The 23,884-nt window shown below is 70.9% G+C and carries 17 protein-coding genes and 1 pseudogene; 11 read left to right on the forward strand and 7 right to left on the reverse strand.

All coding sequences use genetic code 11. The features are described 5' to 3' along the window. Window positions 1-295 precede the first annotated feature (295 nt). The gene (locus CQ393_RS08890; protein WP_153191195.1) at window positions 296-2,536 is read right to left on the reverse strand and encodes a winged helix-turn-helix domain-containing protein; all 2,241 of its coding nucleotides are present in this window, start codon (window positions 2,534-2,536) and stop codon (window positions 296-298) included. Window positions 2,537-2,909: 373 nt separating this feature from the next. On the opposite strand from CQ393_RS08890, the gene CQ393_RS08895 reads away from it, so the two are divergent. From CQ393_RS08895 to CQ393_RS08925, 7 genes are all read left to right on the forward strand, one after another. After that, entirely contained in the window at window positions 2,910-3,281 is a 372-nt protein-coding gene (locus tag CQ393_RS08895) for a hypothetical protein (RefSeq protein WP_153191196.1), read from the forward strand. Between the two features lie 253 nt (window positions 3,282-3,534). Next, the gene (locus CQ393_RS08900) at window positions 3,535-4,455 is read left to right on the forward strand and encodes a helix-turn-helix transcriptional regulator (RefSeq protein ID WP_153191197.1); all 921 of its coding nucleotides are present in this window, start codon (window positions 3,535-3,537) and stop codon (window positions 4,453-4,455) included. 60 nt (window positions 4,456-4,515) lie between these two features. Continuing rightward, window positions 4,516-7,131, forward strand: a complete 2,616-nt coding sequence (locus CQ393_RS08905; protein ID WP_153191198.1) for a TonB-dependent receptor — start codon at window positions 4,516-4,518, stop codon at window positions 7,129-7,131. A gap of 147 nt (window positions 7,132-7,278) precedes the next feature. Next, entirely contained in the window at window positions 7,279-8,745 is a 1,467-nt protein-coding gene (locus tag CQ393_RS08910) for a Wadjet anti-phage system protein JetA family protein (protein ID WP_153191199.1), read from the forward strand. A gap of 112 nt (window positions 8,746-8,857) precedes the next feature. Next, window positions 8,858-9,484, forward strand: a complete 627-nt coding sequence (locus CQ393_RS08915; RefSeq protein WP_153191200.1) for a DUF4194 domain-containing protein — start codon at window positions 8,858-8,860, stop codon at window positions 9,482-9,484. Next, window positions 9,471-12,902: an SbcC/MukB-like Walker B domain-containing protein gene (locus CQ393_RS08920; protein WP_153191201.1), complete on the forward strand. Its 3,432-nt coding sequence runs from the start codon at window positions 9,471-9,473 to the stop codon at window positions 12,900-12,902. Before CQ393_RS08915 ends, CQ393_RS08920 begins: the two co-directional genes overlap by 14 nt. Continuing rightward, window positions 12,899-14,224 carry a Wadjet anti-phage system protein JetD domain-containing protein gene (locus tag CQ393_RS08925; RefSeq protein WP_153191202.1) on the forward strand — a complete coding sequence of 442 codons (1,326 nt, stop codon included), beginning with the start codon at window positions 12,899-12,901 and terminating at the stop codon, window positions 14,222-14,224. Before CQ393_RS08920 ends, CQ393_RS08925 begins: the two co-directional genes overlap by 4 nt. Before the next feature lie 111 nt (window positions 14,225-14,335). Here the strand turns inward: CQ393_RS08925 and CQ393_RS08930 are convergent, their stop codons facing one another. The 4 genes and pseudogenes from CQ393_RS08930 to CQ393_RS08945 form a co-directional block, all read right to left on the reverse strand. Further along, window positions 14,336-14,503 (reverse strand): VOC family protein, encoded by a 168-nt coding sequence (locus CQ393_RS08930; protein WP_343199904.1) that lies wholly within the window; start codon window positions 14,501-14,503, stop codon window positions 14,336-14,338. A gap of 95 nt (window positions 14,504-14,598) precedes the next feature. Then, a complete protein-coding gene (gloA, locus tag CQ393_RS08935) occupies window positions 14,599-15,117 on the reverse strand; it encodes a lactoylglutathione lyase (RefSeq protein WP_153191203.1) in 519 nt (172 codons plus the stop codon). Between the two features lie 98 nt (window positions 15,118-15,215). Next, complete coding sequence (locus CQ393_RS08940) at window positions 15,216-15,716, reverse strand: DUF411 domain-containing protein (protein ID WP_194269625.1); 501 nt, start codon at window positions 15,714-15,716, stop codon at window positions 15,216-15,218. A 57-nt stretch (window positions 15,717-15,773) separates the two neighbouring features. Next, window positions 15,774-16,487, reverse strand: a pseudogene (locus tag CQ393_RS08945) (copper resistance protein B); the annotation flags it as partial. A gap of 99 nt (window positions 16,488-16,586) precedes the next feature. On the opposite strand from CQ393_RS08945, the gene CQ393_RS18225 reads away from it, so the two are divergent. Continuing rightward, window positions 16,587-17,618 carry a hypothetical protein gene (locus CQ393_RS18225; RefSeq protein WP_228114378.1) on the forward strand — a complete coding sequence of 344 codons (1,032 nt, stop codon included), beginning with the start codon at window positions 16,587-16,589 and terminating at the stop codon, window positions 17,616-17,618. Here CQ393_RS18225 and CQ393_RS08950 read toward each other — a convergent pair. Then, window positions 17,516-19,273: a copper resistance system multicopper oxidase gene (locus tag CQ393_RS08950; RefSeq protein WP_153191204.1), complete on the reverse strand. Its 1,758-nt coding sequence runs from the start codon at window positions 19,271-19,273 to the stop codon at window positions 17,516-17,518. The two genes, CQ393_RS18225 and CQ393_RS08950, sit on opposite strands and share 103 nt — an antisense overlap. Window positions 19,274-19,448: 175 nt before the next feature. Continuing rightward, window positions 19,449-19,814, reverse strand: coding sequence for a CopL family metal-binding regulatory protein (locus tag CQ393_RS08955; protein ID WP_153191205.1), 366 nt, complete (start codon window positions 19,812-19,814; stop codon window positions 19,449-19,451). Window positions 19,815-19,941: 127 nt separating this feature from the next. Here CQ393_RS08955 and CQ393_RS08960 point away from each other — a divergent pair, with 127 nt between their 5' ends. The 3 genes from CQ393_RS08960 to CQ393_RS08970 all read left to right on the forward strand — a co-directional run bounded on the left by CQ393_RS08960 (window position 19,942) and on the right by CQ393_RS08970 (window position 23,562). After that, complete coding sequence (locus CQ393_RS08960) at window positions 19,942-21,063, forward strand: PLP-dependent cysteine synthase family protein (RefSeq protein WP_153191206.1); 1,122 nt, start codon at window positions 19,942-19,944, stop codon at window positions 21,061-21,063. Between the two features lie 34 nt (window positions 21,064-21,097). Next, complete coding sequence (locus CQ393_RS08965; RefSeq protein WP_153191207.1) at window positions 21,098-23,125, forward strand: M3 family metallopeptidase; 2,028 nt, start codon at window positions 21,098-21,100, stop codon at window positions 23,123-23,125. An 86-nt stretch (window positions 23,126-23,211) separates the two neighbouring features. After that, window positions 23,212-23,562, forward strand: a complete 351-nt coding sequence (locus tag CQ393_RS08970; protein ID WP_194269626.1) for an SH3 domain-containing protein — start codon at window positions 23,212-23,214, stop codon at window positions 23,560-23,562. Window positions 23,563-23,884 lie beyond the last annotated feature (322 nt).

Raw genomic sequence — 23,884 nt, forward strand, 5'->3', positions numbered from 1 at the left:
GGCATCCGCTCCGGCCGTTTTCGTTCTGACAGGCCGGCCATGCTCGACAGCGCGCCCGCGACGCGGCAGCCGATCGATACGCGCTGGCGGCAGCTTCCCGACGCGCCGGCGCGGTATTCCGCGGCGCAGGGAGGGCGCATGGTCCACGCAGGGGGTTGGAGCGCGGCGGCCATCGCGCCTGCCCGGGCGGCGCGGCGACGGCCTGCGGCATCGTTGCGGCGGCGACATCGGCGCACGTCGATGGCCGGCATGTTTCCGCTTCCCGGGACCGAGGCGGCCGTTGTCGGCGGTACGGCTAGCGGCCGGCCACCCCGGCAGGCGCGTTCAGCGGCGTCCAGCCGACATCGATGTTGTGCTCCAGCGGCAGCGAGGCATACAGCCAGCGGCCGGCGGCATCAACGCTGCTGGAGCCGGGCAGGGCGGCCTGGCCGGCGATCAGGCAGCGGCCGTCGGCCGCGGGGACATCTTCGCCCAGCCGACGCCAGGCGGTGCGGCAGCCCGCGACCGGTCCCTCGTAGTAGAGCGTCCCGCCGGCGGTGTGCCATTCGCGGTAATGGGCGGGATCGGGGAACCGGGTGTCGTGCGCGACGACCGAGCCCAGCCCGGCGTCGGCGCACCAGATGCCCGTGCGCGCCGGCCGGGTGAAGCAGACCCGCCGGCCGACGGCGTCGTAGCGCGCCACGGCCACGTCCTCCACCGCGGCGACGCGGTGCCAGTCCGGCAGGGAATAGAGCACCAACTGCAGCCTGCCCTGGCCGCCGTCGATGCCCACCAGCAGGCGGTCCGCCCGGTCGGTGTAGGCGGCGAACGCCGGCGATGGCGCCGGTACCGGCAGCGGCGTCACCGCATCGCTGCCGGCGTCCACCTCGAACAGGCGGTCGCCGCCGTCGCCGCGGCCAATCACCAGCAGCCGGCGGCCATCGTCCGACCAGACCGGCGGATGGCGCGGCACCGGCACGATGCCCGCCACCGCGCGCAGGGTTTCCGGATGCGCGGGCTGGCCGATCCACAGCTGTGCGTGCAGGCTGCGGTCCGACACGAAGGCCAGCGTGCCGCCGTCCGGGGAAATGCCCGGCGTCAGGTCCACGCCGCTGGACGCGAACACCGGCTCGGCGGCGCCGCGGCCGTCGGTGCGCAGGCGGAACATGCCGCTGCGCAGCCGGTCGATCTCGAACACCATCGACCAGTCGTCCGCGGCGACGTCCGGATGCACCGGGTTGCCGCCGGCCAGTACCGGCAGCGCGACCGGATCGCCGCCGGCCAGGTCGACGCGGTACAGCCGCACTTCCTCCTTGACCAGGCTGAAGACCACGCCGCGACTGTCCGGCAGCCAGGACCAGCCGCGGATGTCGCCACGCAGGGTGGTGATGCGGCGCGGCGTGCCGCCGGCGGCGGGCATCACCCACAGGTCGCCCAGGGTGGTGCCGCGACGGAAGCCCAGCCAGCGGCCGTCGGGGGAATGGCGCGGCAGCGCATCGACGGACTCGCGGTCGATCGCGTAGTCCAGCGCCTGCCAGCGTCCGCTGGCCAGGTCGAGCCGGCGCAGGGCGCCGCCCGTGTCCGCGCCCGCGCCGCTGGCGACGAGGCCGCGGCCATCGGGCGTCCAGTCGAACGGCAGCCCGTCCGATTCCGCGCAATCGCCCACCGCGCGCGCCTCGCCGCCGTCGGCGGGCGCCACCATGAACTGGCAGCGTCGGTCGCTGCTGCGGAGGAAGGCGATGCGCCGGCCGTCGCGGGACCACGCCGGCAGGCTGTCCTGCTCGCCCGGTCCGGGAGAGGCGAACGGCCGCGCATTGGCCTGCGACACGCGCTGGATGTGCAGCCGCTGCCTGCGCGTGCCGGGATCCTGGCGCGCGAACACCAGCTGCGTGCCGTCCGGCGACAACCGCGGCGTGGTCTCCTGTTCGGCGGTGGAAACGATGGCGTGGTACGGCGGCGCCGTTTCGCGCGCGGGCAGCGCCGCGGCGGATGGCGGCGGCGCGCGTTCGCCATTGCCATTGTCGTCGTGCGCGACGCCGGCATGCAGGAACGCCACCAGCGCCACGAGCAGCAGCGCCGCCGCCACCGCCACGGCCCATCGCCAGCGCGGCGCGCGCTGGACGGGCGGAGGATCCGGCGGCGGCGCCGCGTCGATGGCCGCGACCGGCATCGGCCGCCACGCGTGCGCGGCCAGCAGGCGATAGCCGCCCTTGGCGATGGTTTCGATGTAGCGCGGCGCCTCGCGGTCGTCGCCGAACGCCTTGCGCAACAGCGCGATGGCCTGGGTCAGCACGTCGTCGGTGGGCAGCGTGTCGGGCCAGACGCGCGCCAGCAGCGCGTCGCGGCTGACCACCTTGCCCGCCTCGTCCACCAGCGCCAGCAGCACCTGCAGCGACTTGAGGGTGAGCCGCCGCGAGGTGCCGTCCACGCGCGAGACCACGGTGCGCCGCGACAGGTCGATGTCGTGGTCGCCCACGCGCAGGATGCCGTCCGGAACCGCCTGCGCTCCCGCGGCGTTGCCGGTACGACGACCGCCAGTGACTGCCCGTTCTTCCATTACGCCGGTCTGCCCGAGTGCAGGCTTGGCCAGCACGCCCCGCCCTGATCATGGAGACGGCGCGCCCTGCATGCGCCGCACGCGTCGCCGTCCGTTGGGTGCGATGGAGCGCCATCGGCGTTCCATCACCGCGCCGAGGATGCTGGCGGCGCGGAGGCGGCGGCATGTGCCTTTGGTCAGGTCGCGCGGATGCGTTCAGGCGGGCGTCGCTTTCGGCGTGCTCCGGCTGCGCCGGCGGCTGCGTTGTTTGCATTCCTTGGCCTCACGCCCGGCCCTTGGTCATCGCGACTTCAAGCAGATTCCGTCGCCGCGCGCGCTGCCTAGCCTTGTATCCGTGCCCAACCCCCGGCACGGAACGAAGAAGGAAAACGCCATGTACCGATGTCTGTTGATCGTCCTGTCCCTGGGCGCCGCCGCGATGCTGCCCGTGGATGCCGCGGCGGCGGGAAAGAGCGGCGACGCGCCGCCGACCTGCGTCACCCTGTCCGGCCAGCACAAGGCCGCGCGCGTGGGCACCGACGGCATGGTCATCGCCGACGGCGACAACCACCTGCGCCTGGACTTCGGGCACTACTGCGACGCGATGATGAAGAACTCGAGCGTGGTGCTCGCCACCGATGGACGGGAGAACGTCGTCTGCACCCAGGGCAGCGTGTTGACCTCGCGCGCCGGTTCCTGCCCGGTCCGCGCCATGTATCCGATCGACGAGGCCGAATACCAGCGCCGCGCCCGCCGCCGCAACTGACGCGGCGGTCTTCCGCCATCGACGAAGGCCCGCACCGGCATGCCGTGCGGGCCTTCGCGTCTATGTGTCCGCCGCGGACGGTGGAAACGCCGCCGAGGCAGCAGCGACGCCGTGTGTCCGCCTGTCCGGCTGTCCGCGCCGCGGACACATGGCGTCGCCGGAGGCGCGGATTTCGGAAAGATTTCGGCCGCATTTCCGGCATTTCGGAGGCCGCGCGGTCAAACAGGAGGCCAGTCCGACGAAGGAAGTGGTCATGCAGGTGCAAGTGCAGGTGCTGTGGCTCGATCGCGGCGACAGCCAGGAACTGGAACGCGAGGTGGAACGGCGGGCGCCGCTGCTGGCGACGGTCGCGCGCGGCGCTAGCCTGGCGCTCGGTCCGGCCGAGGCGTCGCTGTGGCTGGTGCTCCGGGGAGGGCTGGACATCGCCGCGCGCACCGGCGCGTTCCGGCTCGACGCCGGCCAGTGGATCCATTTCGATCGCGGCGCCCAGCCGGTGCTGCACGCCGGCGAGCGCACCGTGGCGATCGGCATGGTCGTACCGGCCGACATGCAGCAGCTGCTGCTGCGCTCGCCGCAGCTGGCGCTCTTCCCCGGTCGCGGCGTGGTGCCGGCGCCGGCGCGGCGGTCGCTGGTGCGGCGCTGGCGCGCGGTGATCGGTACCCCGGCCCGCGGCGACCAGGCCATCGCCGCCGACCGCTGGCAGGTGGACCGGTTGCTGCGCGCGCTCGCCGGCCTGCAGCAGGGCCAGCAGGCGTTGATCGCGCGCTGCCCGGGGCGCTCGCTGATGCACCGGCGCCAGGTCTACGCGCGCATGCAGCGCGCGCTGCAGCACATACAGGGCCATACCGGCCGCGTGGTCCGGATCGGCGAACTGGCCGAGCTGAGCAGTATGTCGGTCTGGTATTTCACCAAGACCTTCCGCGCGGTCTACGGCGAATGCCCGCAGGCCATCTCGGTGCGCCTGCGCCTGGCCAACAGCGCGCGGCTGATCCGCGAGACGCCGCTGTCCATCACCGAGATAGGCGCGGCCAGCGGCTTCGAGAACAACTGCAGTTTCTCGCGCGCGTTCCGCACCCACTTCGGGGTGTCGCCCTCGCTGTACCGCAGCGGCCAGCCCGCGGTGTCGACAGATCGTGCAAACCCAGTGGACAGGGCATGCGGCGCGGTGGCGTGAGCCGCTCTTTAACGTCGTCTGGGCGTTAACGCATCCCTAACATCATCAGGAGAGAAACCCGTGAAACATCGTTGTCCGACGCCGGCCGCCCGGCTGGCCGCGCTCCCGCTGGGAATCGCCGCCGCACTGGTTCCGTTCGTTTCCCTGGCGCAGTCGCAGCCCGACGTGCACAGCCTGGACCGGATCGAAGTGACCGGCTCGCGCATCAAGCGCGCCGACATCGAAGGCGCCGTGCCGGTGACGGTGATCGACCGCGCCGCGATCGACGCCAGCGGCCACGTCTCCGTCGCCGACGTGCTGCGCGACACCACCTTCGCCTCGTTCGGCAATTTCAGCCCGCGCTCGGGCAGCAGCGCACAGGCGGTGGCCGACGTCGACCTGCGCGGCATCGGCTCGGACCGCACCCTGGTGCTGGTCGACGGCCGGCGCGCGCCCTATGCGCCCTCGCTGGGCAGCAACGCCGACCTCAACACCATCCCGCTGGCCGCGGTGGAGCGGATCGAGGTCCTGTCCGACGGCGCGTCGGCGCTGTACGGCTCCGACGCCATCGGCGGCGTGGTCAACATCATCCTGCGCAAGGACTTCGATGGCGCCGAGCTGCGCATCGGCAAGGGCTCGCCGCGCGTGGCCGGCGGCGACACCGAGGAGGGCGCGGTGCTGTTCGGCACCTCGGGCGAGCGCGGCAACCTGATGTTCGGGGCCTCCTACACGTCGCGCGGCATCGTGTTCACGCGCGACCAGCTGGGCGGGGACACCCGCGGCGGTTCCCCGTACGGCAACAACTTCTATCTGGAAAGCGCGGCCACCCCGGGCGAGGAAGGCGATGCCGGCGGCGTGCTGCCCGGTTACGCCTGCAACGATCCGAACTTCTGGATGAACGGCAGCAACTGCGTCTACGACTACAACGCGGTGGCCGCCAACGAGGCCTCGATCAAGAACAAGTCGCTGTTCGCGCGCGGCACCGTGCAGCTCGACGACGCGGTGTCGCTGTACGCCGCCGCCAGCTACAGCCATGCCAGCAGCTTCGGCCGCTACGCGCCGACGCCGGGCGTGCTGTACGTGGCGGAGAACTCGCCCAACGACCCGGTGCCGGGCGACGGGCTGGGCGCCTTCATCTACCACCGCTATGCGGCAGCCGGCAACCGCGACAACTTCATCGACAACACGGTGCTGGACATCAACCTGGGCATGAACTGGCAGGTCAACGACCGGCTCAGCATCGATGCCGGCGTGCGCCGCAGCGACGCGCGGCTCAAGGACCAGGGCCGCGGCTACATCGTCACGCCGCTGGCCGAGGCGGCGGCCGCCGACGGCCGCTACGACCTGCGCGATCCGTTCGGCAACCCGGAGGAGGTCATCAAGGGCTTCACCACCACCACCAGCCGCGAGGGCAAGTTCGTCATCGACGAGCTGTACGCCAACGCCAGCCTGGACCTGTTCGACATGGCCGGCGGGCGCTCGGCCGTGGCCTTCGGCGTGGAAGCCCGCCGCGAGGACTATGCCGACGTCTACGATTCGCTGTCCGAGGCCGGCGTGGTCGCCGGATCGGCCGGCAACTCGGCCGCCGGCGACCGCCGCGTGCAGGCGGCCTACGCCGAATGGCTGCTGCCGGTCATGCAGGACTTCGACTTCACCCTGGCGGCGCGCTACGACCGCTACAGCGACTACGGCGGCGACCTCTCGCCCAAGGTCTCGCTGCGCTGGCAGCCGCTGCCCAACCTGACCCTGCGCGGCTCGGCCGGCAAGGGCTTCCGCGCGCCCGACCTGAACAGCATCCACGCCAAGCGCTCGTTCTCGGCCGAGGACGTGCAGGATTACCGCAGCTGCGTGGCCGTGGGCTACTCGGCGGCCGACTGCGGCGGCGATACCAACAACGACGGCATCGCCGACGGTCCGGTGAGCCGGGACGTGAGCTACCAGGTCGACACCTGGTCCAGCGGCAACCCGGCGCTCGGCTCCGAGCACTCGCGGCAGTACAGCCTGGGCCTGGCCTGGGATCCGCTGGACTGGCTGAACCTGACCCTGGACTACTACCACATCCGGATCGACGACCGGATCCGCCTGATCGAGTACCAGGAGCTGGTGGATTTCGACAACCGCGGGCTGCCGCTTCCCGCCGGCACCTCGGTGCAGCGCCGTTCCAACGGCTCCATCCGCGAGATCAACACCGCCTACGCCAACGAGGGCGACCTGGATACCCGCGGCCTGGACCTGAACCTGCGCGGCCGCTTCGACGCCGGCGGCTGGGGCCGGCTGGAGAGCTGGCTGCAGGTGGCGCGCGTGCTGGAGTTCACGCTCACCGACGGCAGCACGGTCAAGGACCGGCTGGGCTGGGCGGCGGCCCCGGAACTGCGCGGCACCCTGCGCAACACCTGGAGCAGGGGCGACTGGAGCGCCAGCTGGAACGTCAACTACATCGGCGACCAGCGCAATCCCGACGCCGCGCCCGCCTTCGGCTTCCTCGCCGGCGATCCGGGCACGCGCGTGGCCAGCTACGTCACCCATGACCTCGGCCTGACCTACACGACCCCCTGGCGCGCCGGCATCACCCTGGGCGCCAACAACGTGGCCGACCGCTACCCGCAGCTGATCGAAACCGACGGCCGTCCCTGGAACTTCAACCTGTACGACGCCTACGGCCGCATCGTCTACCTGCGCTACACGCAGAAGTTCTGATCCGCCGGCAAGGCCGGTTCCCGCGACGGGCGCCCCTGCGGCGCCCGTCGTCGTGGCGGCGCCGCAGGCCCGCCCGCCGGGGCCGCCGGCGGCGGCGATATGCCACAATCGCCGCCGCACGGCAGGAAGCTGCAGGACCCCGACGTTTTGACCACGACCACCCCCACGACCACGCCGCCGCTGTTCTCGGTCGTGCCCGCCGGCATCTTCGGCCCGCTGGCCTCGGCCAACCGCCAGAACTACTGGTCGCTGCTGTGCCGGATGTTCGACGAGTTCTTCGGCCCGGACGCGCCGGTGCCGCCCAGCCACGGCTTCCCGCGCCGCGAGATCACCGCCGCGATCGAGCGCTACCTGCTCACCGACGACCCGTGGGAGGACGAGGACGGCCAGGCCCCGGACGCGCCGCTGAACGTGCGCGCCAACGCCATCCACGACCGCTTCCGCGCCGCCGGCTGGCTGCGCCAGGAGCGCATCGGCGCGCGCGAGATGGTGACCATGCCGCCGATGGTGGCGCAGCTGCTGTCCACCCTGGTGGAGTTCAGCGAGCACGGCCCGACCTTCGTCTCGGCCAAGATGCGCTCGGTGGAGCTGCAGCTGCAGCAGGTGGCCGAAGGCCGCATGGACGGCGGCATCCTCGACGAGGCCGCCGACCAGGCGCGTCGGCTGCTGGTGTCGCTGGCCTCGATGAGCCTGCAGGTGCGCGATCTGATGCCGGAACTGAGCAAGGCCGAGACCACCGCGCAGTTCGCCCGGCAGTGGTTCGAGCGCTACGTCGGCCAGCTGTTCATCGGCGACTACGCCGAACTGCACCGCGCCGACCACCCGATGGCGCGGCGCAGTTCGATCCTGGCGATGGTGCAGCAGCTCGACGCCGGCGCGCCGCGCGAAACCCTGGTGGCCTGGTACCGCGAGCACGTCACCGGCGGCGACGAGGCGCGCGCGCAGCTGCGGCTGTCGCGCAGCCTGGGCCGGCTGCGCGAGCTCGAACGCATCGACGAATACCTGACCCGCCTGGACGAGGACATCCGCCAGGCCAACCGCCGCGCGCTGGCCTTCCTCGACTACCGCCTGCGCGCGCCCGACAGGCTCGACGTGCTGCTGCGCCGCGCCTGCCGCGGCGTGCTCTCGGCGCCGGAGGACGCGCTGCGCCTGCCGGTGGCGCCCGGCCCGCTGATGGACGAGGCGCGGCTGCGCCCGCCGCACCGCAAGCCGGCGCCGATCCCGCGCAGCGCCAACGCCACCACCCCGCCCACGCCCGAGCAGCTGGCGCGGCTGTCGCTGCTGCGGCGGATGAAACGCGCGCGCCTGGTCAACGCCGAGGACATGGCGCGCTACGTCGGCCGCCACCTGCAGCAGGGCGCGGCGATCGACTCGGCGCGGCTGGACATCGCCAGCATCGAGGACCTGCGCGCCTACCAGACCCTGCTCACGCTCGCCCTGCGCGGCAACCGCATCGGCGGCCTGCGCCGCGAAGACCCGCTCGGCCGGCTGCTGCGCGGCTTCCGCGTCGAACTGCTCGATGCCGGCAATGGCGACGACAACGATTACCTGCGCGGCCCGCGTTTCCGCATCCTGCGGGTGGCGGGGAATGCGGGAACGGGGAACAGGCAATGATGGAACACCGACCCTCCGCATTTCACCGCGCGCCCCCGCACCCGGCCATGCCCGATCCCCGCGACATCGCTTCATTCCCTGTTCCCCGTTCCCCATTCCCGGCTTTTTCCCGATGAAACGCAGCTGGAACACCCTCAGCCAGATGTCCAACGGCATCTATACGGTGCAAGACTTCGAGCGCACCGCCTATCGCCTGGCCACCGAGCAGGTGCTGTACGCCGCCGACCAGCGTTCGCGCGTGGCCTTCAACCTGGTCGAAGACCACTACGCCGATTTCGTCGCCGCACTGGAGCCGCTGGGCATCCGCCTGGAGCGCAACGCGCACTACCGCTACGTGGTGGCACTGCCGGCGCATGGCGAGGGCGCGCCGGTGACGCTGGACGAAACCCTGGCCCTGCTGGTGCTGCGCCAGCGCTACGACGAGGCCATGCGCCAGGGCCTGATCGAGGACCACGGCGAAGTGGTGGTGGAACTGCCCGAGCTGCAGGAAAGCTGGCAGGCGTTGACCGGCCGCGCGATGCCCGACGTCGGCGCGCTGCGTGCGCTGGCGCGTACGCTCAAGCGCTGGGGCGTATGCCGGCTGGTGGAATCGGAAGGCGACGACCCGCAGCCGTTCCACCTGCGCGTGCGCCCGGCCATCGTCGAGATCGTCGGCGAGCAGTGGCTGCAACGGCTGGACCAGCACAACCGCGACGAGGCGGACGACGCGGACGCGGAGGACGACGATGCAGCAGCTTGAACGCATCCACCTGGTCCAGTTCTTCCTGTTCGAGGCGCAGACCCTGCAGCTGGACGCGACCAGCGCCATCATCGCGCCCAACGGCGCCGGCAAGAGCGCCCTGCTCGACGCCCTGCAGATCGTGCTGCTGGGCGGCGACCGCAGCCGCATCCGCTTCAACGCGCAGGCCGGCGGCAGCCACCGCGCGCGCACCATCCGCGACTACTGCCTGGGCGTGTTCCGCAGCGGCGAGGAAGGGCGCAAGCGCCGCACCGCCACCACCTATGTCTCGCTGGTGTTCCGCGACACCGAGACCGGCGTGCCGCTGACCGCCGGCATCGCGCTCGGCGCCTCGGTCGACGAACCCGAGCACCGCACGCACGGCCTGTACCTGCTGCCGGGCGTGGCGCTGGAACTGGACGAACACCTGGAGCGGGTCAAGGGCAAGGAACTGCCGCTGGCCTGGACTACCTTCAAGGAGCACGCTGCCCGGCGCTGCAAGGAGGCCGGCGAGACCCTGCAGCTGCATCCCAACGCCGAGCGCTTCCTGCGCGACCTGCTGCTGCGCCTGCGCGCCAGCCCGTCGGCCAGCCCCGACCTCAACGCCTACCGCAAGGCCTTCCTCAACGCGCTGAACCTGCAGCGGGTCGAGGACGTGGACCTGTTCGTGCGCACCCTGGTGGCCGAAGACCGGCCCACCGACATCGCCCGCTTCCGCGCGCTGCTGGAGAGCTTCCGCCAGATCAAGGAGAAGATCGAGCAGGTCAAACAGCGCATCGACGCCGCCGAAGGCGTGGAGCGCCAGTACGGGAAGATCGCCGGCCAGGCGACCCGCGCCGCGTCCGCGCGCGCGCTGGCCGCCGAATACGCGCGCGACCTGTACAGCGAGCAGCTCGACCAGGCCGGGGACGCGGTGGCGCGCGCGGAAGGCACGCTGGCCGATACCCGGCGCCTGCTGGTCGATACCCGCGTCGAACGCGACACCCTGCGCGAGGAGCACGCCCGCGCCAATGCCCGCCTGCAGGGCAGCGCCGGCTATGGCGAACAGGCGCAGCTGGACGAACTGTCCGGCCGCGACCGCGAGCGCCTGGCGCAGCTGAAGAAAGACCTGCTGCGCGAAGTCGGCTTCATCGGCCAGCAGTTCCGCCAGCTCGATGCCCTGGCGCTGGACGACCTCGACGCCAGGGCGCTGGCCGCCGCCCGCGCCGACTGGGATGAATGGCACGCCAGCCTGTCCACGCTGTCGCCCGAAGACGCGCTGCCATGGACGCCGGAAGAACTGTTCGCCGGTGCCCGCCAGGCCCTGCGCGCCGCCGCGCCGCTGCGCGAGCGGGTCGACCGCCATGCCCGCCAGCTGCACGCCGCCCACGACAAGGCGCGCGATGCGCTGGAAACCGCGCGCCAGAACCAGAAGCGCCTGGCCGCCGGCCAGGCCGAGCTGCATCCGGACACGGTGCGGCTGATGAGCTACCTGCGCGATGCCGGCATCGACGCGCGCCCGGTCTGCGACCTGGTGCGCGTCACCGATGCTTCCTGGCAGCACGCCATCGAAGGCTATCTGCGCAGCAACGTCGAAGCGCTGCTGATCCCGGACAAGGACGAGGAGCGCGCGGTCAAGCTGTACCGCGGCCTGTCCGGCGGACGCTCGGTGTATGGCGTCAAGCTGGCGCTGTCCAGCCATGCGCGCAAGTCGCGTGGCGCCGAGGAACCGGAGGCCGGCAGCGTCGCCGCGTTGCTGGAGGGCGTCAATGCCGACGCACTGGCGTTCCTGCGCCGCCAGCTCGGCGAGCTGCGCTGCGTGGAAACCGAGGCAGACCTGGTGCGCAGCCGCCAGGGCCTGACCCGCGACGGCCTGCTGGCACGGGGCGGCAGCATCGAACGCCTGCGCCTGCCGGCGGCGGGCGACCTGCGCATCGGCGCATCCGACAACCGCGCGCGCATGCGCGTGCTGCACGAGGAAATCGAGAAGGCCGAGGCCGAGGTGCGCCGCATCGAGCCCAACCTGCGCCGCGCCGACGACTGCCAGCGCGGGCTGGCACGGCTGGCCGACGCCGATGCGGTGGCGCAGGCGCTGCACGAGCGCGTGCTCGAGCACCGCCAGGTGGCCGAGCGTTATCGCGCCGCGCAGGAAAGCCGCCACGCCTCGCTCGATCCGGATCTGCTGCGGCTGTCCGAGCAGGTGCGCGAACTGGGACTGCACCTGGCCGACTGCGAGAAACGCGCCGACGACCTGCTGCGCAAGGAGGCGGTGGCCGAGTCCAACCTTGCCGGCACCCGCGGCCTGCTCGATGGCCTGCGCCAGCAGGAGGAACTGGTGGCGCGGCGCGCGGTGGAGGCCTTCGCCGATCCGGACGTCGATCCCAACCGGGTCGAACGCCAGCGCGAGGAACTGGACGAGAAGTATCCGTCGCTGGAAGAGCGCGCACGCCGCTGCGAGGAACGCGCCAAGGACAGCGACGCGCAGCTGGCGCGGCTGCTGCCCGAGGCATGGAGCGGGCTGGCGCAGTACGCGCGCGACCACGCCATCGAACTCGACTTCGACGCCAGCGCCTGGCGCCCGGCACGCAGCCTGCTGCAGCGCGAGCTGACCCAGCTGCGCGACACCGAGCTGGTGCAGTACGAGGCCGAGGCGCAGCAGGCCTACAGCACCGCAGTGGATACCTTCCGCACCGGCGTGGCGTCCACGCTGTACGACAACTTCACCCGGCTCAAGACCCAGATCGCCACGCTCAACCGTACCCTGCGCGCCAGCCCGGCGTTCTCCAACAACGAGCGCTACCAGTTCCATTACGAGGTGGTGCCGGAGTTCCGCGAGCTGCACCGTTTCATCCAGCGCGCCGCCGACATCGGCGGCGAGGACACGCTGTTCGAAAGCGCCGGCCAGGTGCCCGAGGCGTTCCGCGCGCTGGTCGAGGACAAGGCCGCCGCCCACGTGGCCAACTCGCCGCTGGACGACTACCGCCGCTTCTTCCGCTTCGAGGTGCAGATCCGTCAGGAAGATCGGGTGATCGGTAGCCTCAGCGAGCGCATGCGCTCGGGCTCCGGTGGCGAACACCGCGCGCCGCTGTACGTGATCGCCGGCGCCGCGCTGGCCGCGGCTTATGGCAAGAGCGAGGCGCATCCGGGCGGGCTGGGGCTGATCCTGCTCGACGAGTTCGGCGACAAGATCGACGCGCAGAACGCGCGCGCCATCACCGGCTACCTGCGCTCGCTGGGGCTGCAACTGGTGCTGGCCGCGCCGGACACCGCGCAGGGCACGCTGTCCGGCGTGCTGGACAGCTACATCGAACTGTTCCGCGACGGCGACCTGCTGCAGGCCGAGCGCATCGAGGTCACCGAGGCCGCGCGCACCCTGCTGCTGTCCGACCAGTTCGATCTGCACCCGGAACTGCTGGCGGCCGAGACCGAACGCATCGAACGCGAGCAGGCGGCGACATGACGCCGGCGGCGCAGCCGGAGGACGATACGCCCGCAAGGCGGGTACTCGAACGCCTGCTGCGCCGCGCCGAAGCCGCTTCGTTGAAAGGCGATGCACAGCCGGCATCGTTGCCGATGACCGGCAACCGCGATGGCGCCGAATACCGTGCATTGAGCGGCGTAGCCGATTTCGACGAATTCCACGCCCGCATCGCGCTGGCCGAGCGCGCCGGTGCGATCACGGTTGAACGCGACCGCCATCGCGACGACGGCGAACGCCTGCTGCGCCTGACCGTGCGCGATCTGTCCGCACTGGCCCGGGACCTGCGCATCGCGCTGCTGGGCGAGCGCGTGGCGCAAGCCGGAATCCTGCTGGCGCGCTGGCAACCATCCGCCTTTTGCCGAAGCGAGGCGAGTGGCGGCCGGGCTTTGCCGGGAGAACCCGGTCGCGACTCGCCTTGCTCCGGAAAAAACCAGGCGGAAAGCAGTTCCGGTTTCCCGGTCATCGGCGAAGTCATCCAGGCTTGGTGCGCCGGCCGCAAGGTACGCGGCTGCGGCCCGGAAGCCGCCGCCCCTCTCGCCGACGCCGCGCAGGCGGTGAGTGCCTTGCTGGCCGACGCACGCGGCGAGCGCATCCTGCGCAAGGCCAGCGTCACCCTGTTCGGCGACAGCAAGCGGCTGGAAAAACTCACGCCCTGGCTGGACGTGCTGGTGACGGGCGAACTGGCGCCGAGCGGGCTGGAAGAGGAGCAGTTGTGGGCGGCGCTGGGCCTGCGCAGGGAGCCGCAGCCGCTGCGGTTGGCCGGACCGGGCGCGGTGCAGCTGGACGACGGCAGCTGCCACCGGTTGCCGCGCAGTTGGCTGGGTTTCCCGGTGAACGAGATACGGGGAATAAACACCGACGCACGCGTGCTGCTGAGCATCGAGAACCTCGCAAGCTTCCACGAGGCGGCGGCGATGCGTGGTGAGGCCCCGGTGCTGCTGCTCTATACCGGCGGCATGCCGTCGCCGACGTGGCGCCAGGCCTACGCGCGGCTGCTGGCCGGGTTGCCGGCCGATGCGGCGCTCTACCACTGGGGCGACATCGACCGCGGCGGCTTCCGCATCGCCGCGAAGCTGGCCGAAACCGTGCGGCAGAGTGGTCGCACCTTGCGCCCGTGGTTGATGACGCCGGACGAACTGTCTGCGGCCGTCATCGCCGCCGCCGAGCCGCCATCGCCGGCGGTACTGGACAGCATGTGCGACCTGGCCCGCCGCGCGGGTTGGGACGAAGCCGCATCGGCGTTGCAGCGCACCCCGCTGCTGCTGGAGCAAGAGCGCCTGCACCCCTGCCTGCCTTCGTAGGAGCGGCTTCAGCCGCGATGAGGCTTGCGCCGAAACCCGCTTCGGCAAGGATGCCGGGAAAGCGCCATCGCGGCTGAAGCCGCTCCTGCGAAAGGAAGAGGTCGGCGCCCTTTAACGGTTGCCGATGATCTCCACCCAGTAGCCGTCCGGGTCCTTGATGAAGCCCAGGTGCTTCATGCGCCCGTCCTGCAGGCGCTTCTGGAACGGCACGCCCAGTTCCTCGAAGCGCACGCACGCCGCTTCCAGGTCTGCCTTCGTAGGAGCGGCTTCAGCCGCGATGGAGCTTGCGCCGAAATCCGGTTCGGCGAGGATGCCGGGAAAGCGCCATCGCGGCTGAAGCCGCTCCTACGAAAGGCAAAAGAGATCGGCGCCCTTTAGCGGTTGCCGATGATCTCCACCCAGTAGCCGTCAGGGTCCTTGATGAAGGCCAGATGCTTCATGCGTCCGTCCTGCAGGCGCTTCTGGAACGGCACGCCCAGTTCCTCGAAGCGGGCGCATGCCGCTTCCAGTTCCGGCACCGACACGCAGATGTGGCCGAAGCCGCGCGGCTCGCTGTTGCCGTCGTGGTAGACCGGGCCGTCCTGGTTCTCGGTGCCGTGGTTGTGGGTCAGTTCCAGCACGCCGGGAATGCCGGCCATCCACAGCCGGCGCTGTGCGTCGTCCTCGGGCACCTGCGTGCCCTCCGGCACGTAGGCCAGGAAGTACAGGCTGAACGCGGCTTCGGGGAAATCGCGCTTGTCGATCAGGCGGAAGCCGAGCACGCGGGTGTAGAAATCCAGCGAGGCGGCGATGTCCTTGACCCGCAGCATGGTGTGGTTGAAGACGAAGCCGTTGGTTTCGGCCGGCGGCTGCGTGGCCACGCCGGGCTGCTGGTGGAGAGCGTTCAGGCTCATGGCGTTGCTCCTGGGTGTGGGGGAAGGGCGATTCTAGAGGGCCGGGCGTGTCGGCACCGGGAACGCGGTGGCCGCGCTCCCGGATGGACCCGGGTGGCTCAGGGGTGCCGGGAGTACGGCTGCAGCGCGCCATCCTTGCCGAGCAGCGCGACGGTGAACGCGTCGCGGCGGCCGTCGGGCGACTCCATGCCGGGCGAACCGACGGGCATGCCCGGCAGCACCAGGCCGCGCGCGGCCGGCTTCTCGCGCAGCAGGCGCTGCACGTCCGCGGCCGGGACGTGGCCTTCCAGCACGTAGCCGCCCACTTCGGCGGTATGGCAGGAGGCCTGCGCCAGCGGAATGCCCAGGCGCTGCTTGACCGCCACCATGTCGGCGCTGTCGTGGGCCATCACGGTGAAGCCGGCCGCGCGCATGTGCGCGATCCAGCCATTGCAGCAGCCGCAGTTCGCATCCTTGTGGACGTGCACGACCTGCGCCGCGTGCCCGGCTGCCGCCTGCGGGTCCGCAGCCCGCGGCGGGGCGGCATCGCAGGCGGAGATGGCGAAGACGGAAGCGGTGGCGAGCAGCAGCGACGCCATCCTGTGCGGGAATACATTCATTGGAGTCTCCTTGGAGAAATGGCGGAAGGCCGTGGCCTTCCGCCGTGGGGAGGGCGGTCAGAACCAGAAGCGCACGCCGGCGACCCAGCGCGAATCGCGTCGGCTTTCGCCGGCATCGCGGTGCAGGCCGGCGGTGCGGCCGAAACGGCGTTCGTGCACGAAGCCGACATAGGGCGCGAAGCGGCGGGTGATCTCGTAGCGCAGGCGCAGGCCGGCCTCCACGTGGCCCAGCCCGCTGCCGACGCCGCGGCGCGGGTCGTCCTCGGCGGCCACGCTGGCTTCCAGCGTCGGCTGCAGGATCAACCGGTTGCTCAGCAGCAGCGAGTACTCCGCTTCCACCGCCAGTTCGGCCCTGCGCGGCCCGCCCAGGTAGGCGGTGGCGGCGAACTCGAACTTGTACGGCGCCAGGCCCTGCACGCCGATGGCCGCGCGGGTCAGGCCGGGCGCGTCGCCGCCGTCGTGGCGGACGCCGGCGACCACGTCCCACCAGGGCGAGATGGCGTGGCCGTGGAGCGCGTCCAGCGACCACTCGCCGAGCCGGCCCCCGCTGCGCTGTCCCTCGCTGCGCAGCCACAGGCGGTCGATGTCGCCGCCGAACCAGCCCTTGGCGGCCCACGCCTGGCCGCTGCCATGGGCGTTGTTCCAGGCTTCCAGGTGGTCGAACAGCACCAGGCTGTTGAAGCCGGGCGCGTGTTTCATCGCATGCGGCTTGAGCGTGGGGAACGCGGCGGCCAGGTCGGCGGCGGTCGGTTCGGGGACGGGCTCGCGCGGCGCCTGCATGGCCGCGGCGCCATGGCCGGCGTGTTCGTCGTGTGCCCCATGCGCGCCGTGCGTGCCAGCGCCGGAAGGGATAGATGGTGTGTCCGGTGCGTGGCCACCATGCATGGCGTGTCCGGCATGGGCGTCATGGGATTCGGCGGGCTTGCCGGCTGGCGCCTCCATCGCATGGCCCGCGTGCGGGCCGGTCGCCATGACATTACTTCCCTGCTCGGCATGACCGGCGTGCGGGTCGTTCTCCACGGCTTTGGTGGCAGCCGATGCATGACGCGCGTGTGGATTCGCAGGTTGCGGTATCGCTTGGGACGCATGGTTCATGTGCGCGGCGTGGTCGGCCGGCATGCCCGGCTGATCGGAGGTGCTGGCCGGCGAATCATGGCCTGCATGTGGGTCGTTCGCCATGACAGCACCGGTCTGCTGGGCATGTCCGGCATGCGGATCGTTCTCCGTAGCCTTGGCGGTGGTGGCGGATGCATGGCCCGCGTGCGGATCCACAGGTTGCGGCATCGCATGGGACGCAGGGTCCATGTGCATGGCGTGGTCGGCCGGCATGTCCGGCTGCTCGGAGATGCTGGCCGGTGTGTCGTGGCCTGCATGCATGTCGTTCGCCATGACAGCACCGGTCTGCTGGGCATGTCCGGCGTGCGGATCGTTCTCCGCGGCCTTGGCGGCGGCAGCCGATGCATGGCCCGCGTGTGGATCCGCAGGTTGCGGCATCGCATGGGACGCAGGGTCCATGTGCATGGCGTGGTCGGCCGGCATGTCCGGCTGATCCGAGGTGCTGGCCGGTGCATCGTGGCCTGCATGCGGGTCGTTCGCCATGACAGCACCGGTCTGCTGGGCATGGCCGGCGTGCGGGTCGCTCTCCGCGGCCTTGGTTACGGCGGCCGATGCATGGCCCGCATGTGGATCCGATTTCGCGGTGGTCCCATGGCCGTGATGGCCCGCATGCGCGTCCTGCGCGGCGGCGTTGCCGGTGGCCGCGGCCAGGGCGACGAACAGCAGGGATCGGGTCGTCGTCTTCATGCCTCGATCCTCACTTCGCGCATCATGCCCGCTTCCATGTGGTACAGCAGATGGCAGTGGAAGGCCCAGCGGCCCAGCGCGTCGGCGCGCACGCGGTAGCTGCGGCGCGTGCCCGGCGGCATGTCGATGGTGTGCTTGCGTACCTGGAATTGGCCGTCGGCGTCCTCCAGGTCGCTCCACACGCCATGCAGGTGGATGGGGTGGGTCATCATGGTGTCGTTGACCAGCACGATGCGCATGCGCTCGCCGTAGTTCAGCCGCAGCGGTTCGGCGCCGGCGAAGGGGACGCCGTCGAAATTCCAGGCGAACTTCTCCATGTGCCCGGTCAGGTGCAGTTCGATCTCGCGGCCGGGATCGCGTCCGTCGGGGTCGTCGAACAGCGAACGCAGGTCGGCGTAGGCGAGCACCTTGCGGCCGTTGTCGCGCAGGCCGATGCCGGGGTCGTCCAGCCGCGGCGAACTGGCCGCGCTCTGCATGTCCACCAGCGGGTTGCCGCGTTCGCCGGGAGGATGCTTCGGTGCGCTGCCGCCACCACCGTGTCCGCCGTGGCCGGCGTGCGCATCGTGCCCGCCGTGCGCCATCTGCATGGCGTCGTGGCCGCCGCCGTGGGCCATGTCGGCCATGGTCAGCAGTGGCCGCGGGTCCAGCGCCGGTACCGGCGCCTGCAGGCCGTGGCGCACCGCCAGCGTGCCGCAGGCGTGGCCGGTGCGGCCCATGTCCTGGGCGAAGACCGTGAACGCGTCCTGCCCGGAGGGCTCGACGATCACGTCGAAGGTCTCGGCCACGGCGATGCGGAACTCGTCCACGCTCACCGGGTGGATGTACTGGCCGTCGGCGGCCACCACGGTCATCTTCAGCCCGGGGATGCGCACGTCGAAGTAGGTCATCGCCGAGCCGTTGATGAAGCGCAGCAGCACTTTTTCGCCGCTGCGGAACAGCCCGGTCCAGTTGCCGGCCGGCGCGGTGCCGTTCATCAGGTAGGTGTAGGTGTGGGCGTTGATGTCGGACAGGTCCGACGGCGTCATCCGCATCCGCCCCCACATGCCGCGGTCGGCCAGCGTGGCGCGCAGGCCGTCGCGGCGGGTGTCGCGCATGAAATCGCCCACCGTGCGCTGGTAGGTGTTGTCGTGCATCGGCATCTTCTTCATGCGCCGGTACAGCGCGGCCGGGTCCAGGTCGGTCCAGTCCGACAGCAGGATCACGTGCTCGCGGTCGAAGCGGTATGGCGGCGGCTCCAGCGGGTCGATCACCAGCGCGCCGTACAGGCCGGCCTGTTCCTGGAACAGTGAATGGCTGTGGTACCAGTAGGTGCCGGACTGGCGCAGCTGGAAACGGTACTGGAAGGCCTCGCCCGGCGCGATGCCGTCGAAGCTCAGCCCCGGCACGCCGTCCATGTTGGCCGGCAGCAGGATGCCGTGCCAGTGGATCGAGGTCATCTCGTCGGCGAGCGTATTGGCCACGCGGATGCTGACCGTATCGCCCTCGCGCCAGCGCAGGATCGGCGCCGGCAGCGATCCGTTGACGGTGACCGCGCTGCGCGCGCAGCCGGTGAAATCGACCGTGGAGCGGCCGATGGCCAGGCTCAGGTCGGTGCCGCGCAGTTCGGTGGCGGCCATCGCCCGGGCGGGCGCGGCGAAGGCGTCGGAGGCGCGCCACAGCCCGCTGCCGGCGACGACGCCGCCCAGGGCCAGGCCCTGCACGAAGCGTCGCCGCGACAGCATCGAGCGCGGGTCGGAAAGAAAATCGGTTTTCATGGGAACTCCATCGGCCATCCGCCGGGGAGGGCGGGCGGCAGGTGTGGATTGCTCTGGATGCGCATCAAGCGCATGGCGCACGACGGGAAGCGACGCGTCGCCCGCGCAGCGTGCTGCGCGCCTGCGGGATGGCCGCCAACGGCGATATGACTACGCGCCGGCGGTCACGGCCGGATCAGGCGATGGGAGGTCGGTTGAGCTCGGCCGGACGCACGTCGTAGCGCGCCAAGGTGGGTGCCATGGGCTCCGGGGAGCGTGCGATCTCGCCGATCGGCGAGGCCACCGGCATGGGCAGCATGTTGCAGTGCTGGGTGCAGTCGCAATGCTTGCCGTCGCCGCAGGGCGAGGCCGGAGGCTGCGGCTGCCTGGCCGCGTCGTGTCCGCCGCCGTCATGACAGCAGGTGTGGTCCATCTCCATGTCCATGTCCGCCATTGCCGCGGTACCGGCCGGCATCGCCATCGCCGTGGCCGACCACACCGACCCGACCGCACCGGCGATCAGGGACAGGCACAGCAGCAGGGGCAGCAGGATGCGCGGCACGCGGAAGGGGATTGAGGCAGGGATGGAGTGCGCACCATACCATCGCGCGGCGTGGGCCGCCGCTGCCGGCGGCGATCCGGCGTGTCCGCAGTAGAATCGGCTTCAGTTTTCATCGAGTGTGCGATCCATGTCCCAGCGCGCCTGGGTGGCGGCGGCCATCCGCAAGATCGAAGCCGATTTCAACCGGTCGGCCGATACCCACCTGATCCCGATCGGCCTGCCCGGCTTCCCTGGCATCGACGTCTACCTGAAGGACGAGTCCAGCCACCCGACCGGCAGCCTCAAGCACCGCCTGGCGCGCTCGCTGTTCCTGTATGCGCTGGCCAACGGCTGGCTGCGCGAGGGCTGCCCGGTGATCGAGGCGTCCAGCGGCTCGACCGCGGTATCCGAAGCCTATTTCGCCCGCCTGCTCGGCCTGCCGTTCATCGCGGTGATCCCGGCCAGCACCTCGCCGGAGAAGATCGCCGCCATCGAATTCCATGGCGGCCGCTGCCACCTGGTGCAGCGCGCCTGCGACCTGAACTGCGAGTCGGAGCGGCTGGCGCGCGAGACCGGCGGCCACTTCATGGACCAGTTCACCTACGCCGAACGCGCCACCGACTGGCGCGCCAACAACAACATCGCCGAGTCGATCTTCAAGCAGATGGCCGAGGAACCGCATCCGGTGCCGGAATGGATCGTCTGCAGCCCCGGCACCGGCGGCACCGCGGCCACGCTCGGGCGCTACGTCAGCTACCGCCGCCACGACACGCTGATCCTGTGCGCGGACCCGGAAGTATCGGTGTTCTACGACGGCTACTGCGCGGCCCTGGCCGGCGCGGACTGGCGCGGGATGACCTGCGAGGGCGGTTCGCGCGTGGAGGGCATCGGCCGCCCGCGCGTGGAGCGCAGCTTCATCCCCACCTGCGTCGATGCGATGGTCAAGGTGCCCGATGCCTTGAGCCTGGCCGCCATGCGCCACGTCAGCGCCACGCTCGGGCGCCGCGTCGGCGGTTCCACCGGCACCAACTTCATCGGCGTGCTGCAGGCGGCGCAGCTGATGCGCGACGCCGGCCGCGACGGGTCCATCGTCACCATCCTCTGCGACGCCGGCGAGCGCTACGCGCACAGCTATTACGACACCGCCTGGTACGCGCGGCAGGGCATCGACGTGGCCGGCGCCGATGCCGCCATCGCCGCCGCGGTGGCGGGGCAGGGGTTGCCGGCATTGCCTTGTGCGTGGCTGGAGCCGTCGCCATATCAGCGGTGATGCCGGCCGCGCCGGCGCCGTTTCCAGGACATCCATGAACGCCAATCCCCTGCTCGACTTCTCCGGCCTGCCGCGTTTCGACGAGATCCGCCCCGCGCACGTCGCCCCGGCCATCGACGCCCTGCTGGCCGAGGCCGAAGCCGCGGTGAAGGCGGCCGAGACCGTGGCGCCGGTGAGCTGGGAGACCTTCGTGGTGCCGCTGGACGACGCCACCGAGCGGCTGTACCGCGCCTGGGGCCAGGTCGCGCACCTGCAGGCGGTGGCCGACACCCCGGAGCTGCGCGAGGCCTACAACGCCAACCTGCCGAAGATCAGCCGTTTCGGCAGTGCGGTGGCGCAGAACCCGGCGCTGTACGCGCAGTACAAGGCTCTGGCCGCCTCGCCCGAGGCCGCCGGTTTCGACGAGGCGCGGCGCAAGGTGCTGGACAACGCATTGCGCGATTTCCGCCTCGGCGGCGCCGAACTGGGCGAAGCCGACAAGGCGCGCTTCGCGCAGATCCAGCAGGAGCTGTCGGCGCTGTCGGCGACGTTCTCGCAGAACGTGCTCGACGCCACCGATGCCTTCGCCCTGCATGTCGAGGACGAGGCCGAACTGTCGGGCCTGCCGGCCGATGTGCTCGCCAATGCCCGCGCCGCGGCGCAGAAGGAAGGGCGCGCCGGCTGGAAGTTGACCCTGCACATGCCCTGCTACCTGCCGGTGCAGACCTACGCGGACAACCGCGCGCTGCGCGAAACGCTCTACCGCGCCCATGCCGTGCGTGCCTCCGAGTTCGGCGACGCCGCCCTCGACAACGGCGGCAACATCGACCGCATCCTGGCCCTGCGCGCCGAACTGGCCGCGCTGCTGGGCTTCGACAGCTACGCGGAATACTCCATCGCCACCAAGATGGCGGCCGATGCCGTGCAGGTGCTGGATTTCCTGCGCGATCTGGCCGCGCGCGCCAGGCCGTATGCGCAGCGCGACCGCGCCGAGCTGGAGGCCTTCGCCCGCGACGAACTCGGCCTGGATGACCTGCAGGCCTGGGACCTGGCCTATGTCGGCGAGAAGCTCAAGCAGGCGCGCTACAGCTATTCCGAGCAGGAGGTGAAGCAGTACTTCACCGAACCCAAGGTGCTGGCCGGCCTGTTCGGCGTGATCGAGCGCCTGTACGGGCTGAAGGTGCAGCCGGACGACGCGCCGGTCTGGCACGAGGATGTGCGCTTCTACCGGTTGGTCGACGCCGACGGCGCGCTGATCGGCCAGTTCTACATGGACCTGTATGCGCGTGAGGGCAAGCGCGGCGGCGCCTGGATGGACGATTGCCGCAACCGCCGCGTCACCGCCGCCGGCGTGCAGACGCCCTTGGTCTATCTGGTCTGCAACTTCGGCCGCGGCAACGACGGCAGGCCCGCCACCTTCAGCCACGACGAGGTCACCACCGTCTTCCACGAGATGGGGCATGGGCTGCATCAACTGCTCACCCGCGTCGGCGAACTGGCCGTGGCCGGCATCAACGGCGTGGAATGGGACGCGGTGGAGCTGCCCAGCCAGTTCATGGAGAACTTCTGCTGGGAATGGGAACAGGTGCAGGCGATGACCGCGCATGTCGACACCGGTGCGCCGCTGCCGCGCGCGTTGTTCGACAGGATGCTGGCGGCGAAGAACTACCAGAGCGGCATGTTCACCGTGCGCCAGCTGGAGTTCGGCCTGTTCGACATGCTGCTGCACAGCCGGTACCAGCCGGCGCAGGAGAACGTGCTGCAGCTGCTGGAACGCGTGCGCGCCGAAGTGGCGGTGAACTTCCCGCCGGAGTGGAACCGTTTCCCCAACCAGTTCAGCCACATCTTCGCCGGCGGCTACGCGGCCGGCTACTACAGCTACAAGTGGGCCGAAGTGCTCAGCGCCGACGCCTACGCCGCGTTCGAGGAGGCGCCCGGCCAGGTCGCCGAGACCGGGGCGCGCTTCCGCGACGAGGTGCTGTCGCGCGGCGGCAGCCGTAGCGCGGCGGAAAACTTCCGCGCGTTCCGCGGCCGCGAACCGCGGATCGACGCCTTGCTGCGCCACAGCGGCATGGCGGCCTGACGCGCGCCGGCATCGCCCTGGCGGGTTCAGCCGGGGTGATGCCGGCGCACGGTATTGATGCACGATCCTTCCCGCAGGCACCGGCCATGCCCCGTCTCATCCCGCGCCTTGCCGCCGCCGCCGCCGTCATCGCGGTGGTCCTGTGGTTCCAGCCCCGGATCGTCGAGCCGCCGGCCAAGGTCGGCGGCAGCGGTTTGAACCTGCGCAGCGCGCCGGACACGCGCGCCGGGCGCGTGGCGGTGCTGCCAGTGGGCACCACCGTGGAAGTGCAGCGCTGCCTGGACGACCTGAGCTGGTGCAATGTCCGCCATGGCGCGCAGAGCGGCTGGGTGGCGGCGGACTACCTGATCGCCCGCGCGGACGGCAAACGCGTCAAGGTCGCGGAAGCGGGCAAGGAGCTGGGCGTGGTCATCGAGACCGCGAAGCCGGGAGGCTGAATCGGTCTCGTTGTCTCCGGCCTGTGGCATGGGAATGCACGCTATGCGTTTTGCCTCTTCCCAAATCAGCGGGCAAGTCGCATACTCTCGCTCCTTCGCCGCCGGCCCCGGTTGGCAGCGAAGGAAGCAGTTGAAGTCGCCCTCCTCGAGGTGTTGACGTCAACGAAAAGCCTGCCATAATAGGCGGCTCGCTTCGCCGGAAGCCCTTCGGGGTTGAGGATGAAGGAGCGGAGTCGGCCTCGAAAGAGGTGTTGACGAAGCGGAAAAGCCGGCTATAATGGGCGGCTCGCTGGACGGAAACGTCGCAGCCTACGAAGAAGGC

The sequence above is a fragment of the Stenotrophomonas sp. MYb238 genome (assembly GCF_009496535.1).
Lineage (GTDB): Bacteria > Pseudomonadota > Gammaproteobacteria > Xanthomonadales > Xanthomonadaceae > Stenotrophomonas.